The 13,929-nt window shown below is 31.2% G+C and carries 14 protein-coding genes and 1 other RNA gene; 14 read left to right on the top strand and 1 reads right to left on the bottom strand.

The genetic code is table 11. The annotated features are described in order from the left end of the window. Positions 1-7 precede the first annotated feature (7 nt). The 10 genes from AJ889_RS03770 (at position 8) to AJ889_RS03725 (ending at position 10,089) form a co-directional block, all read left to right on the top strand. Positions 8-901, top strand: a complete 894-nt coding sequence (locus AJ889_RS03770; protein ID WP_002864642.1) for a hexaprenyl-diphosphate synthase — start codon at positions 8-10, stop codon at positions 899-901. Continuing rightward, the gene (gene hemA / locus AJ889_RS03765) at positions 901-2,199 is read left to right on the top strand and encodes a glutamyl-tRNA reductase (RefSeq protein WP_002854989.1); all 1,299 of its coding nucleotides are present in this window, start codon (positions 901-903) and stop codon (positions 2,197-2,199) included. The genes AJ889_RS03770 and hemA overlap by 1 nt, the downstream gene beginning before the upstream one ends. Further along, positions 2,183-3,892, top strand: a complete 1,710-nt coding sequence (locus AJ889_RS03760) for a proline--tRNA ligase (RefSeq protein WP_074484741.1) — start codon at positions 2,183-2,185, stop codon at positions 3,890-3,892. The genes hemA and AJ889_RS03760 overlap by 17 nt, the downstream gene beginning before the upstream one ends. Beyond that, positions 3,889-4,278 (top strand): FxsA family membrane protein, encoded by a 390-nt coding sequence (gene fxsA / locus AJ889_RS03755; RefSeq protein ID WP_002854991.1) that lies wholly within the window; start codon positions 3,889-3,891, stop codon positions 4,276-4,278. The genes AJ889_RS03760 and fxsA overlap by 4 nt, the downstream gene beginning before the upstream one ends. Then, positions 4,275-5,198 carry a hydroxymethylbilane synthase gene (gene hemC, locus AJ889_RS03750; protein WP_002820769.1) on the top strand — a complete coding sequence of 308 codons (924 nt, stop codon included), beginning with the start codon at positions 4,275-4,277 and terminating at the stop codon, positions 5,196-5,198. The genes fxsA and hemC overlap by 4 nt, the downstream gene beginning before the upstream one ends. Beyond that, a complete protein-coding gene (locus tag AJ889_RS03745; protein WP_002935291.1) occupies positions 5,195-6,997 on the top strand; it encodes a menaquinone biosynthesis decarboxylase in 1,803 nt (600 codons plus the stop codon). The genes hemC and AJ889_RS03745 overlap by 4 nt, the downstream gene beginning before the upstream one ends. A 156-nt stretch (positions 6,998-7,153) precedes the next feature. Continuing rightward, positions 7,154-7,519, top strand: coding sequence for a FlaG family protein (locus tag AJ889_RS03740; RefSeq protein WP_002858519.1), 366 nt, complete (start codon positions 7,154-7,156; stop codon positions 7,517-7,519). A 2-nt stretch (positions 7,520-7,521) separates the two neighbouring features. Next, the gene (gene fliD, locus AJ889_RS03735) at positions 7,522-9,435 is read left to right on the top strand and encodes a flagellar filament capping protein FliD (RefSeq protein WP_070293266.1); all 1,914 of its coding nucleotides are present in this window, start codon (positions 7,522-7,524) and stop codon (positions 9,433-9,435) included. An 11-nt stretch (positions 9,436-9,446) separates the two neighbouring features. Further along, positions 9,447-9,833: a flagellar export chaperone FliS gene (fliS, locus tag AJ889_RS03730; protein WP_002776169.1), complete on the top strand. Its 387-nt coding sequence runs from the start codon at positions 9,447-9,449 to the stop codon at positions 9,831-9,833. Further along, the gene (locus AJ889_RS03725) at positions 9,814-10,089 is read left to right on the top strand and encodes a hypothetical protein (RefSeq protein ID WP_002776186.1); all 276 of its coding nucleotides are present in this window, start codon (positions 9,814-9,816) and stop codon (positions 10,087-10,089) included. The genes fliS and AJ889_RS03725 overlap by 20 nt, the downstream gene beginning before the upstream one ends. Here the strand turns inward: AJ889_RS03725 and rnpB are convergent. Next, an RNA gene (rnpB, locus tag AJ889_RS03720) (RNase P RNA component class A) lies at positions 10,087-10,407 on the bottom strand. The genes AJ889_RS03725 and rnpB overlap by 3 nt on opposite strands. 113 nt (positions 10,408-10,520) lie before the next feature. Here rnpB and efp point away from each other — a divergent pair. The 4 genes from efp to AJ889_RS03700 all read left to right on the top strand — a co-directional run bounded on the left by efp (position 10,521) and on the right by AJ889_RS03700 (position 13,897). Further along, complete coding sequence (efp, locus tag AJ889_RS03715) at positions 10,521-11,090, top strand: elongation factor P (RefSeq protein ID WP_002855210.1); 570 nt, start codon at positions 10,521-10,523, stop codon at positions 11,088-11,090. A 160-nt stretch (positions 11,091-11,250) separates the two neighbouring features. Continuing rightward, positions 11,251-11,943 (top strand): DUF969 domain-containing protein, encoded by a 693-nt coding sequence (locus tag AJ889_RS03710; protein WP_002856730.1) that lies wholly within the window; start codon positions 11,251-11,253, stop codon positions 11,941-11,943. Continuing rightward, the gene (locus AJ889_RS03705; protein WP_002859936.1) at positions 11,930-12,883 is read left to right on the top strand and encodes a DUF979 domain-containing protein; all 954 of its coding nucleotides are present in this window, start codon (positions 11,930-11,932) and stop codon (positions 12,881-12,883) included. Before AJ889_RS03710 ends, AJ889_RS03705 begins: the two co-directional genes overlap by 14 nt. 9 nt (positions 12,884-12,892) lie before the next feature. After that, the gene (locus tag AJ889_RS03700) at positions 12,893-13,897 is read left to right on the top strand and encodes a DUF2891 domain-containing protein (RefSeq protein ID WP_070293263.1); all 1,005 of its coding nucleotides are present in this window, start codon (positions 12,893-12,895) and stop codon (positions 13,895-13,897) included. The last annotated feature ends 32 nt before the right edge of the window (positions 13,898-13,929 follow it).

Genomic DNA, 13,929 nt, shown 5'->3' with positions numbered 1-13,929 from the left:
AAAGATAGTGCAAAAAATAGATGAATTAATAAAACAGTTTTTACAAGAGCTTGGCTATGAACCTATTTTAAATATGCTTTCAAATGTAAAATCAGGAAAGAAATTACGCTCTAAATTATTATTAGCTATCGCAGATGAGAGTGAGATTGCTTTTAAAATTTGCGCAGCTATAGAATTGATACATCTTGCTAGTTTATTACATGATGATATTATCGATGAGAGTGAATTAAGGCGTGGAGCAAGATCTGTTAATGCTGAATTTGGTACAAAAAATGCTCTTATGTTGGGCGATATTTTGTATTCAAAAGCCTTTTATGAATTAAGCAAAATGGATGCTAGATTTGCAAGTATTATTTCAGATGCTGTTGTAAAGCTTGCTATAGGCGAACTTATGGATGTTGATTTGGGAGAGAAATTTAATATCAATAAAGAAGCTTATTTGAAAATGATCTATAATAAAACAGCTGTTTTGATTGAAGCAAGTGCTAGATGCGGAGCTATTTTGGCTGGATTATATGAAAAAGATTTTGCAGAATATGGTAAAAATTTAGGACTTGCTTTTCAGATGATTGATGATATTTTAGATATTAAGAGTGATGAAAAAATTCTTGGAAAACCTGCTATGAATGATTTTAAAGAGGGTAAAACTACCTTGCCTTATATTTATCTTTATGAAAATTTACAAGAGCAAGATAGGATATATTTGCAGACTTTATTTAAAAAAGATTTAAATGAAAATGAAAAAGAATGGCTAAAAACTAAATTTGAAGAACAAAAAGCTTTAGAAAAAGCTATTTTAGAAGCTAAAACTTATGCAAAAAAGGCTAGAAAAGCAATTGAAAAATATGATAATAACAAGCTTAATGATATTATTAAAGCTATGATAGATAGGGAATTTTAATGTATTATTGTATATCTTTTACTCATAAAAATACAGATATTGCCTTAAGGGAAAAGTTAAGCTTTTCCAATGAAGCTAAAAAAAGTGAGTTTTTAAAAATCATTAGCACTCATGAAAATATTGAAGAATGTTTGGTTATAAGTACTTGCAATCGTGTTGAAATTGTTGCTTTTGTAAAAATGGCCTGTGCGGAGTTTATTGTTAAATCTTTGGCTTTACTTTGTGATGTTGATAAAGATATTTTACTTGAAAAAGCTGATATTTTTGAAGATAGTGGAGCAATCCACCATCTTTTTTCTGTAGCAAGTTCTTTGGATAGTTTGGTGGTTGGAGAAACTCAAATAGCAGGACAATTAAAAGATGCCTTTGCTTTTGCTGTAAAAAATAATTTTTGTGGAGTACACCTTTCAAGAGCAGTACATAGTGCTTTTAAATGTGCTGCTAAGGTACGCAATGAAACTCAAATTTCTAAAAATTCTATTTCTGTAGCTAGCGTTGCCGTGGCAAAAGCAAAAGAACTTGCAGATTTAACGCAAAAAAAAGCTGTTGTTATTGGAGCTGGAGAGATGGGAGAACTTGCGGCAAAACATTTAATTGCTGCGGGTGCTAAGGTGATTATTTTAAATCGTGATTTACAAAAAGCTAAAGATTTGTGTGAGAGACTTGGTGTTTTAAGCGAATATGATAGTTTAGAAAATTTAAAAAAATATTTAAATCAATACGAGTTTTTTTTCTCAGCTACCAATGCACCAAATGCTATTATTACAAATTCTTTAATAGAAGAACTTTCTTATAAAAGGTATTTTTTTGATATTGCAGTTCCAAGGGATATTGATATCAATGAAAATGAAAATATATCTGTTTTTGCTGTAGATGATCTTGAAATTGTGGTTCAAAAAAATTTAGCACTAAGAGAACAAGAAGCTCGTATGGCTTATGGGATAATAGGTCGTGAAACAAGTGAATTTTTTAGGTATTTAAACGATTTGGCTTTGATGCCTATTATCAAAGCTATACGCTTGCAAGCTAAAGAATATGCAGATAAACAACTTGAAATTGCGTTAAAAAAAGGATATTTGAAAAAATCTGATAAAGAAGAGGCTAGAAAGTTGATTCATCAAGTTTTTAAGGCTTTTTTACACACGCCTACTGTAAATTTGAAACATTTACAAGGTAAAATGCAAAGCGATACAGTGATTAATGCTATGCGTTATGTTTTTGATTTGCAAAATAATCTTGAAGGTTTAAATCAATATAAATGTGAATTTGATATGGAGAATAATGATGAGATTTACTAAATTTTATGCACCAAGTTTAAAAGAAGCGCCAAAAGATGCGAGTTTACCTAGTCATATTTTTTTAACGCGTGCGGGTTTTGTAGAACAAATTGGTAGCGGACTTTATAATTTCTTGCCTTTGGGAAAAAGAGTTTTAGACAAGATTAAAAATATAGTTAAAGAAGAAATGGATAAGGCTGGAGCACAAGAAGTAAATCTTAGTTTTATCACTCCTGCAAGTTTGTGGCAAGAAAGTGGGCGTTATAATGTTTTTGGAAAAGAACTTTTGCGTTTTAAAGACAGAAAAGAAAATGAATTTGTTTTAGGTCCAACACATGAAGAAGCTATGCTTTCTTTGGTAAAAAACAAAATCACAAGCTATAAACAACTTCCTTTGCACTTATATCAAATTGGACTTAAATTTCGTGATGAAGCAAGGCCTAGATTTGGGCTTTTAAGATGTCGTGAATTTCTAATGAAAGATGGATATAGTTTTCATGCTAATGAAGAAGATTTAGGGCGTGAGTTTGAGCTTATGTATAAAACTTATTCTCAAATTTTACAAAGAATGGGGCTTGATTTTAGAGCAGTTGAAGCTGATAGTGGGGCTATTGGTGGAAGTGGTTCTAAGGAATTTATGGTTTTGGCAAAAAATGGGGAAGATGATATTTTAATTTGTGAAAATTGTGATTATGCGGCTAATGTTGAAGCTGCAAAAAGAGCTAAAAAAACTTGTCAAGATGAGCGTCCTGAAGCAAATTATGCAAGTAAATTTCACACTCCAAATATTAAAACTATAGATTCTTTAGCACAATTTTTTAAAATTAATGCTTTTTATACGATTAAAGCAGTGGTAAAAAAAGCTATTTATGAAAATGAAAGCAAATTAGTTGTGTTTTTTATAAGAGGAAGTGATGATTTGCAAGAAATCAAGGCTCAAAATGCTTGCAGTGCCCTTGAACTAGTCGATGCGAGCGAAGAAGAATTGGAAAAAGCTGGCTTAGTAGCTGGTTTTATAGGTTTTGTGGGATTAAAAGATATAGATTTTTATATAGATTTTGAGCTTGAAAACGAAAAGCAAATGATTATGGGTGCGAATGAAAAGGATTATCATTTAATCGGTATTGATGTTGTAAATTTAAATAAAGATCGTTTTAAAGATTTGATTGAAGTTAAAGAAGGGGATTGCTGTGTTAAATGTGGAGCAAAATTAAAACAAAGTAAAGGTATAGAAGTAGGGCATATTTTTAAGCTAGGACAAAAATATTCCAAAGCGATGAATGCAAATTTCTTAGATGAAAATGGCAAAAGTCAGCCTTTTTACATGGGATGTTATGGCATAGGTGTTTCACGCTTGTTGGCTGTAGCTATTGAAGCAAGTCATGATGAAAAAGGATGTATTTGGAATAAAACTTTAGCTCCTTTTGTGCTTGAAATTATTGTTTCAAATCTCAAAGATGAAAAGGCTTTAGAATTTGCTAATAAGCTTTATGAGGATTTAACTAATCTTGGATTAGAGGTATTGCTTGATGATAGAAATGAGCGTTTTGGGGTTAAAATGAATGATTTTGAACTTATGGGCTTTCCTTATGCGTTAGTTGTTGGCAAGGGATTAGAAAAGAATGAAATAGAGCTTATCCAAAGAGAAGGTTTGATAAAAGAACTTATAAAAACTGATGAACTTATGGAAATTCTTAAAAAGAAAGTGTTATGAATTATAAATTAAGTTTAAGCCCTTTATTTGTACTTGAAATTATTGCAAGTATACTTTTTATAGTGTTTTTTGGTTTTGGTAATTTTTTATTTTTCATACTTTTGAGTATGATTTTTGGTGCGGTTTTATTGGGAATTTTTTGGAAAAATATGCTTGAATTTCAAATGGGTGGCTTAAAGGATATGTTAACACAATTTTCTTTTGTTATCGCAGGGTTTTTGCTTGTTTTTCCAGGGATTATTACAAGTGTTTTTGGAATTTTTGTATTTTTCTTTGGTATTGCTTTGAAATTAATAACTAAATCAAAATATCAATACACCAAGCAAGAGTATCAAAATTCTAATGAAGAAATTATTGATGTTGAAATTATAGAGGATAGAAAATGAAGCTTATTATCGCAACAAGAAAAAGTCAATTGGCTCTTTGGCAAAGTGAGCATGTAGCCCAAATTTTAAAAAATACACATCAAATTGAAGTGCTTTTAGAAGGTTTTAAAACAAAAGGCGATGTTTTGCTGGATTCTCCTTTGGCAAAAATTGGTGGTAAAGGACTTTTTACAAAAGAACTTGAAGAAAGTATGTTAAGAAAAGAAGCACATTTAGCAGTGCATAGTTTAAAAGATGTGCCTAGTTTTTTTCCTCAAGGTTTAGTTTTGGCAGCGGTAAGCAAAAGAGAGCAAAGCAATGATGCTATGCTAAGTCAAAATTATAAAGATTTTCTTTCTTTACCAAAAGGTGCAAAAATAGGCACTACTAGTCTTAGACGCAAGATGCAGCTTTTATTATTAAGACCTGATTTAGATATTATTTCTTTGCGTGGTAATGTCAATTCTCGTATAGAGAAATTAAAAAATAATGATTTTGATGCGATTATTTTGGCAATGGCGGGAATTAAACGCTTAAACTTAGATAAGCAAGTGAATTTTGTTTATGAATTTAGCAAAGATGAGCTTATTCCTGCGGCTTCTCAAGGAGCTTTAGGTATAGAAAGTATAAATGATGAAAAAATTTTAGAACTTTTAAAATGTTTAAATGATGAAAATGCTTTGATTGAAACAAGCATTGAAAGAGAATTTATTGCTACTTTAGAAGGAGGTTGTCAAGTTCCTATAGGTATTAACGCAGAGCTCTTGGGAGATGAAATTTGTGTGCGTGCGGTACTTGGACTACCCGATGGAAGTGAAATTTTAAAAGATAAGAGAATGATTAAAAAGAATGATTTTAAAGGTTTTGGAGAGAGTTTGGCTAAGGAGTTTATTGCTAAAGGTGCTAAAGAACTTTTAAAAAAAGCTGAGAGTATGATATGAAAGAATTTATTCAAATTTTAAAAGAAAATGATCTTTTAAGGGTAATTGAAGAACCTGTAGATGTAGATCTTGAAATCGCTCATTTAGCCTATATAGAAGCTAAAAAAGGAGAAAAAGGGAAGGCTTTATTATTTAAAAATCCTATAGATAAAAAATTAAATAAACAATATAAATTTCCTGTTTTGATGAATACTTTTTGCAATGAAAAGGCTTTAAATTTAGCTTTTGGACGTGATTATGAAGAGGTGGCTGAAGAAATTTCAAAACTCACCAAGCTTCATATTCCTACGAGTTTTAAAGCAAAAATGGATTTTTTTATGAATTTGTTAAGTTTTAAAAATATTCCTCCTAAAAGACTGAAAAAAAATAAAGCCTTGTATGATTATGAAATTTTAAACTCACTTGAAGAACTTCCCATACTAAAAACTTGGGAAGATGATGCGGGTAAATTTATTACCATGGGGCAAGTTTATACACAAAATTTAGATAAAACTCAAAATAATCTTGGAATGTATCGTTTGCAAATGAGTGATAAAAATGAACTTTTAATACATTGGCAAATTCATAAAGATGGGGCAAATTTTTATCACGAATACAAAAATGTTGGTTTTAAAAAAATGCCTGTAAGTATAGCCATAGGTGGAGATCCGCTTTATATTTGGTGTTCTCAAGCACCTTTACCTAAGGGAATTTTTGAACTTTTACTTTATGGTTTTATTAAAAAAACTCCTGCAAAACTTACTCCTTGTGAAAATGGTATTTTTGTACCTTATGATAGTGATGTGGTTATTGAAGGTTATGTGGATTTAGAAGAGTTTAAAATCGAAGGTCCTTTTGGAGATCATACGGGTTTTTACACTCCTGCTGAACTTTTTCCTGTGATGAAAGTAGAAAAAATTTATGCTAAAAAAGATGCGATCTATCAAGCAACGGTTGTAGGAAAGCCTCCTTTAGAAGATAAGATCATGGGGCTTGGTACTGAAAGAATTTTTTTACCCTTGCTTCAAACTTCAGTACCTGATTTAATTGATTATAATATGCCTGAAAATGGGGTCTTTCATAATCTTATCTTAGCAAAAATCGATGCAAAATACCCCGCTCATGCGCAACAAATTATGCATGCATTTTGGGGAGTAGGGCAAATGAGTTTTGTTAAGCATGCAATTTTTGTGGATAAAAATGCACCTTCTTTGAAAGATTATGATGCTTTAATTCCTTATATGTTAGATCGTTTTAATACAAAGAAAATTTTAATTTCAGAAGGAATTTGTGATCAATTAGATCATGCTTCACCTAATTCTTGTTTTGGGGGTAAAGCAGGACTTGATGCTTGCGAAGAAATACAAGTTGAAGAGCTTGAAATTTTAGAAGATGAAAAATTACTAGAACTTTTTAAAACTAAGGTAGAACTTTTAAATTTAAAGCAATTTTATAAAGAAAGTAAAAGTCCTATAGTTTGTATTTTGCTTGATAAAAAAGAAAAAATCGAACAAAGTTTTGACAAACTTTTAGAATTTAAAAAACATTTTAGGATTTTAGTGTTTTTAGATGCTGAAAATAAGCTTGAAAATTCTTATATGCTTGTTTGGCGTGTGGTAAATAATATAGATGCTAAAAGAGATATTTTTATCAAAGAAGAAAGACTTGGAGTAGATGCAAGTGCTAAAGGTGAAGCTGAGGGTTATTTAAGAGCTTGGCCTAAGCAAACAGATTGCACTAAAAGCGTGATAGAAGATTTGATCTTGCGTAATATTTTAGAAAATAATCCAGATCTTTTTAATAAATTTGAAATTTTTTAAGATAATTGAGATTTATTTTAAAATTTTGGCACAGTTTTTGCTTATTATTTTTTTATTATTGAAAAATAAAATTTTCTTTATAGGTGTTCATAAATTTATAAATTTGTCGATATAAGCTTTTAACTAGCAATAGGAAATTTTAAAAAGGATTTTAAAATGGAAATATCGAAGGCAAATGGGCAAATGGATACAGCTTTGGCAAACATTAGCCAAAGAACAAGTGAGACACAGGCTAGTTTAAACATTCAAACCGATAGAAGTCAAAGCCAAGGAGGCGATGATGGACAGCAACGAGGTGTGAGTGAAAAGTTAGCTGATATTACAAAAAAGTTAAATGAGCAAATGGATTCTCTAGATACCAATGTTCGTTTTGGTTATAGTGATAAAATCGGTTCTATGTATATTAGCGTGACTGAAAAAAGTACTGGAAGGGAAATCCGTCAAATTCCTAGTGAAGAAGCTATGAGATTAGCTGAGTATTTTAGGGATGTGATAGGAATGATATTTGATAAGGAGAGTTAAAAATGGCATTTGGTAGTCTATCTAGTTTAGGATTTGGTTCTGGGGTTTTAACTCAGGATACTATAGATAAATTAAAAGAAGCAGAGCAAAAAGCTCGTATTGATCCTTATACTAAAAAAATTGAAGAAAATACAACCAAACAAAAAGATTTAACAGAAATCAAAACTAAATTACTAAGTTTTCAGACGGCTGTTTCATCATTAGCTGATGCTACGGTTTTTGCGAAAAGAAAAGTTGTAGGAAGTATTAGCGATAATCCTCCAGCAAGTCTTACAGTTAATTCGGGTGTTGCTTTACAAAGCATGAATATCAATGTTACTCAACTTGCACAAAAAGATGTATATCAAAGTCAAGGATTGGCAAATGACAGTGGTTTTATTAATGCAAATTTAGCTGGAACCACCGATCTTACTTTTTTTTCAAATGGCAAAGAATATACTGTTACGGTAGATAAAAACACAACCTATAGAGATTTAGCTGATAAAATTAATGAAGCTAGCGGAGGAGAGATTGTCGCTAAGATTGTAAACACAGGAGAGAAAGGCACTCCTTACCGCTTAACTTTAACCAGTAAAGAAACAGGCGAAGACAGTGCGATAAGTTTCTATGCGGGAAAAAAAGATTCGAATGGTAAGTATACAAGTGATTCAAATGCAGAAACAATATTCAAAAATCTTGGATGGGAATTAGATACAACGAGTTCTATTGATCCAGCTAAGGATAAAAAAGGTTATGGCATTAAGAATACTTCTTTGCATATCCAAACTGCGCAAAATGCAGAATTCACACTTGATGGTATTAAGATGTTTAGATCAAGTAATACTGTTACCGATCTTGGTGTAGGAATGACTTTAACTTTAAATAAAACAGGTGAAATTAATTTTGATGTACAGCAAGATTTTGAAGGTGTGACAAAAGCCATGCAAGATTTGGTGGATGCTTATAATGATTTAGTAACCAATCTTAATGCTGCAACTGACTATAATAGCGAAACTGGAACAAAAGGAACTTTACAAGGCATCAGTGAAGTAAATTCAATACGCTCAAGCATTCTTGCTGATTTGTTTGATTCTCAAGTTGTTGATGGAACTACTGAAGATGCAAATGGTAATAAAGTGAATACTAAGGTTATGCTTTCTATGCAGGATTTTGGCTTAAGTTTAAATGATGCAGGCACTTTGAGTTTTGATTCTTCTAAATTTGAACAAAAAGTTAAAGAAGATCCAGACTCTACTGAAAGTTTTTTTTCAAATATTACTAAATACGAAGACATTAATCACACAGGAGAGGTAATTAAGACAGGAAGTTTAAGTAAATATCTTAATTCCAATGGTTTAGAATTTAAACCAGGAGATTTTACTATAGTTTTTAATAATCAAACATATGATTTATCTAAAAATTCTGATGGTACTAATTTTAAATTAACAGGGAAAACAGAGGAAGAATTGCTTCAAAATTTAGCTAATCATATAAACAGTAAAGGTATTGAAGGCTTAAAAGTTAAGGTTGAATCCTATAATCAAAACAATGTTACAGGGTTTAGGTTGAATTTTAGTGGAGATGGTAGCTCGGATTTTTCAATCAAAGGAGATGCTAACATTCTCAAGGAATTAGGTTTGTCTGATGTAAATATAACCTCTAAGCCTATAGAAGGTAAAGGTATTTTTTCAAAATTAAAAGCCACGTTGCAAGAGATGACTGGAAAAGATGGTTCAATTACAAAATATGATGAGAGTTTGACAAATGATATTAAATCATTAAATACCTCTAAAGACTCGACTCAGGCTATGATTGATACAAGATATGATACAATGGCGAATCAATGGTTGCAATATGAGAGTATTTTAAATAAACTCAATCAACAGCTAAATACTGTGACTAATATGATTAATGCGGCAAACAATTCTAATAATTAAGGATAAAAAAGATGCAAAATAATTTAGCCTATAATGCTTATTCTCAAAATCAAGTGGGGATAGAGTCCCCGCAAAAACTTATTGAAATGCTTTATGAGGGAATTTTGCGTTTTTGTGCAAGAGCTAAAGTAGCCATAAGAAATGAAGATATAGAACAAAGAGTGTATTTTGTAAAAAGAACCACGGCTATTTTTATAGAGCTTATTAATACTTTAAACTATGAAAAAGGCGGAGAAGTGGCACATTATTTAAGCGGGCTTTATACAAGAGAAATTCAACTTTTATCTTTGGCAAATTTAGAAAATAACGAAGATAGAATCAATGAAGTTATAAATGTAACCAAAGGTTTGCTAGAAGCTTGGAGAGAAGTGCATAACAATGAAACAGTGGCTCAGTGATTTTAAACTTGCATTAATCCAAGAAGATGTCAATAAACTTGAAAATTTACTTGATGAACTTGATATGAAAGCTTTTATTAAAAATTTAGCCAAAGAATCGCCTTCAGAAGATTTTTTAAAAGAAAATGCAAATGATGTATTCTATCAAGTTCAAGCTCTTTTGCAAGAAGCTGTTATACTGATTGAACAAAAGAAAAAAACAAAAGCTGTTGAAATTCAAAAATTTCAAAAAGCGTTGACATATTTTAAATCTTAAAAAAGCATAGCGATAAGCCGAGTTCTGTCTTGAATGCTCATTTATCTAGTTTTGTTTTTGCAAACAAAATCAAGCGAAGGGTTAAAACAAAGACGCTAACCATCCCTTCTTGCTGCACATTGGGTTTACATAGCCGAAATTGTTACCAAAATCGCTGGTGGGCTTTTACCCCGCCGTTTCACCTTTTCCACTTGCGTGGTAGTTTTCTTTCTGTTGCACTATCCCTTAGGTTACCCTAGCCATCTGTTAGATGGAATGTTTGTCTTTAGCAGCTCGGACTTTCCTCTCCTAAAAAGAAGCGAGCATTTACTATGCTTTAAATTTGGATTTTAACGTAATTTTACTTATTTTTTCATCAAATAAAATAATTTTATTGTGATATCAATCAAAATTTGATAAAATTGTTTTTTATTTTTTAACAAAGGAAATTTATGGCATCTTATTCAATGGGTGATTTAAAAAAGGGACTTAAAATAGAAATCGATGGAATTCCTTTTAAAATAGTCGAGTATCAGCATGTAAAACCAGGCAAAGGTCCTGCTTTTGTGCGTATTAAAATCAAATCTTTTATTGATGGTAAAGTACTTGAAAAAACTTTCCATGCAGGTGATAAATGTGAAGCTCCAAATTTAGAAGATAAAACTATGCAGTATCTTTATGATGATGGTGAAAATTGCCAATTTATGGATACGCAAACATATGAACAAGTAGCTATTAGTGATGATGATGTAGGTGAGGCGAAAAAATGGATGCTTGATGGTATGATGGTAGATGTGCTTTTCCATAATGGTAAAGCTATCGGCGTAGAAGTTCCACAAGTTGTTGAACTCAAAATCATCGAAACAGCTCCAAATTTTAAGGGTGATACTCAAGGATCAAATAAAAAACCGGCTACATTGGAAACAGGCGCAGTAGTGCAAATTCCTTTTCATGTGTTAGAAGGTGAAGTTATACGCGTTGATACTGTGCGTGGTGAGTATATAGAAAGAGCGAACAAATAATACAAAAAAAGCTTTTGGACTATTCCAAGGCTTTTTTTAAATTTATATAAAATTTATTTTGTTACTTAATTTCTCATTCCATTCTTAAAAATATTTTTTTAAACTTTTCTTCAATTTAAAATTTCTATAATATTTCTAATTCATATTGTGGAGATGGTTGATGGAATGGTTACTTCTTGCTTCTATACCTTTGATTGTTTTAGGTTTTGCTTTAAAGATTAACCCCTTTTTAGTGGTAACTTCAGTTGGAATTTATGCTGGACTTGTTTCAGGTTTTGATTTTGTTAAGGTTGTTAGTGATATAGGAAAATCTTTTGTAGATAATCGCTATGTTGCTATAATTTGGCTTATTTTACCTTTACTTGCTGTTTTGGAACGCAAAGGCTTAAGAGAGCAGGCTAAAAATTTAATATCCAAAATAAAAGTTGCCAGTACAGGACGAATTTTAATGTGTTATTTTGTTTTTAGACAAGTTACTGCAGCTTTAGGGCTTTTATCTTTAGGCGGACATGCGCAGATGATAAGACCTTTAATAGCCCCTATGGCAGAAGCTGCAGCTAAGCTTAAATTTAAAAACTTAACACATAAAGATAGTCAAAAAATCAAAGCTTTTTCTGCGGGAACGGATAATGTTGCTGTATTTTTTGGAGAGGATATTTTTATAGCCGTGCATTCTATTTTATTTATTAAAGCTTTTTATGAGAGCAATGGTATTATTGTTGAGCCATTGCATTTATCAGTTTGGGCTATACCAACTGGAATTTTGGCTTTAATTATCCATTGCTCTAGACTTTATTTATTTGATAAAAGATTGGAAAAAACTTATAAAGGGTTGAGTGATGATAAGTCTTGATTTACTTTATTATATTGTAGGAATTTTATTTTTAGTTTTTGGAATTTTAAGTTTTTCTAATCAAGCTAAAGATATAAAATCAAGAATAAGCGGCGGGGTATTTTGGATAAGTTATAGTTTTACTTTTTTACTAGCAGGAGTTTTGCCTCATTTTGTGATGGGTTGTATAGTGATTTTACTAGCACTTATAGCAGGGTTTAATTTATTAAAACCAGCAAAGATCGAAGTTAGCAAAGAAGAAAAAGAATACGAGATAAAACATGCAAATATTTATAAAAATAAACTTTTTATTCCTGCTTTAATGGTTCCTTTGATTACACTTATTGGGACTTTTTTATTTCCCCATTTGAGTTTTTTTGAAAATAAAAATGCTACATTGATGGCTTTGATTATAGGTATAATTATTTCTTCAATAGTTGCTTGTTTTATGTTTAAGGCTTCTCCTAAAAGAGCTGTTAAAGATGCAGCACATACTATGGATCACATTAGTTGGGCGGCGCTTTTACCGCAAATTTTGGCTACACTTGGGGTAGTTTTTGTTTCTACAGGAATGGGCGATCAAGTATCTAAACTTTTATCTAGTTATATTAGTTTGGATAATGCTTTTATTGCAGTAGCTGTGTATTGTATCGCTATGGCGCTTTTTACTATAGTAATGGGCAATGCTTTTGCAGCTTTTCCTGTGATTACTGCTGCTATTGCTTTGCCGATTTTAATCATACAAATGCATGCAAATCCTGCTATTATAGGTGCGATTGGAATGCTTAGTGGATTTTGCGGAACTTTAATGACGCCTATGGCTGCAAATTTTAATATAGTTCCTGCGGCACTTTTAAATTTGGATGATAAAAATGGCGTAATTAAAGCCCAGTTTATGTCAGGACTTGTTTTGCTTGTAGCTAATATCTTTTTAATGTATTTTTTAGCTTTTAGATTTTAAGGAGAAATAATGGAAAAATTTATAAAACAATTTAGCTTTATTGCACTAGAAAATATTTTTAGAGAATTGCCAAATAAAATCACACATTCTTTTAATGATATCAATGATATTAAACCGCCAAAACTTATGTATCCTATATTTTATGGTTCTTATGATTGGCATTCTAGCGTGCATTCTCACTGGCTTTTGGTGAAAATTTTAAAAGATTTTTCTCATTTTGCTCCAAAGGATGAAATCATCAAAGCTCTAGATTCTCAATTTAGCAAAGAAAAAGCAGAAGGAGAGCTTAAATATCTTCAAAACCCTGCACACAAAGGTTTTGAAAGACCTTATGGATGGGGATGGTTTTTAAAACTGACTTTGGAGATAAATTTACTTGCTAAAGAAAATGACAAAGCTGAAATTTGGGCTAAAAATTTAGAAGGCATAGCTGATTTCTTTGTTAAAGAATTTAAGGAGTTTTTACCTAAGATGGATTATCCTATACGAGTTGGAACCCATTTTAATAGCTCTTTTGCTTTGTATTTTGCTTTAGAATATGCAAGATTTAAAAAAGATCAAGAATTGGAGTATTGCATCATCCAAAGTGCTAAAAAGTGGTTTTTAAATGATAAAAATATGCAAGCTTTAGAGCCTTGTGGAGATGAGTTTTTATCTCCTGTTTTGATGGAAGCGGTGCTTTTAAGTGCTGTTTTACATAAAAATGATTTTGTAAAATTTTTTAAAGCATATTTGCCAAATTTAGAAGCAAAAGAGCCTGCAACTTTATTTACCCCTGTGAGTGTGAGTGATAGGAGCGATGGTAAAATAGCACATTTAGATGGGTTAAATTTAAGCCGTGCTTGGTGTTTTAAAATACTTTCAAATTTTTGCGATGAAAATTTAAAAATTCTTTTAAGAAGCAATGCTACAGAGCATTTTGATAAAGCTATAGCTCATATAGAAGATGATTATCTTGGGTCGCATTGGCTAGGAAGCTTTGCTTTGCTTGCTCTGGATGTGGATATTTTATAAAAAATTTCATAAGATGAGTAAATTTGTTGCTA

The organism is Campylobacter sp. BCW_6468, assembly GCF_001762865.1.
Taxonomy (GTDB): domain Bacteria; phylum Campylobacterota; class Campylobacteria; order Campylobacterales; family Campylobacteraceae; genus Campylobacter_D; species Campylobacter_D jejuni.
The sequence above is the reverse complement of the archived record's forward strand: the minus strand, read 5'-3'. Positions and strand labels throughout refer to the sequence as shown.

Excerpts from the sequence above, each read along its gene's own strand:
- hemA (WP_002854989.1), top strand. The coding sequence starts at position 901 with ATGTATTATTGTATATCTTTTACTCATAAAAATACAGATATTGCCTTA.
- AJ889_RS03760 (WP_074484741.1), top strand. The coding sequence starts at position 2,183 with ATGATGAGATTTACTAAATTTTATGCACCAAGTTTAAAAGAAGCGCCA.
- fxsA (WP_002854991.1), top strand. The coding sequence starts at position 3,889 with ATGAATTATAAATTAAGTTTAAGCCCTTTATTTGTACTTGAAATTATT.
- hemC (WP_002820769.1), top strand. The coding sequence starts at position 4,275 with ATGAAGCTTATTATCGCAACAAGAAAAAGTCAATTGGCTCTTTGGCAA.
- AJ889_RS03745 (WP_002935291.1), top strand. The coding sequence starts at position 5,195 with ATGAAAGAATTTATTCAAATTTTAAAAGAAAATGATCTTTTAAGGGTA.
- AJ889_RS03740 (WP_002858519.1), top strand. The coding sequence starts at position 7,154 with ATGGAAATATCGAAGGCAAATGGGCAAATGGATACAGCTTTGGCAAAC.
- fliD (WP_070293266.1), top strand. The coding sequence starts at position 7,522 with ATGGCATTTGGTAGTCTATCTAGTTTAGGATTTGGTTCTGGGGTTTTA.
- fliS (WP_002776169.1), top strand. The coding sequence starts at position 9,447 with ATGCAAAATAATTTAGCCTATAATGCTTATTCTCAAAATCAAGTGGGG.
- AJ889_RS03725 (WP_002776186.1), top strand. The coding sequence starts at position 9,814 with ATGAAACAGTGGCTCAGTGATTTTAAACTTGCATTAATCCAAGAAGAT.
- efp (WP_002855210.1), top strand. The coding sequence starts at position 10,521 with ATGGCATCTTATTCAATGGGTGATTTAAAAAAGGGACTTAAAATAGAA.
- AJ889_RS03710 (WP_002856730.1), top strand. The coding sequence starts at position 11,251 with ATGGAATGGTTACTTCTTGCTTCTATACCTTTGATTGTTTTAGGTTTT.
- AJ889_RS03705 (WP_002859936.1), top strand. The coding sequence starts at position 11,930 with ATGATAAGTCTTGATTTACTTTATTATATTGTAGGAATTTTATTTTTA.
- AJ889_RS03700 (WP_070293263.1), top strand. The coding sequence starts at position 12,893 with ATGGAAAAATTTATAAAACAATTTAGCTTTATTGCACTAGAAAATATT.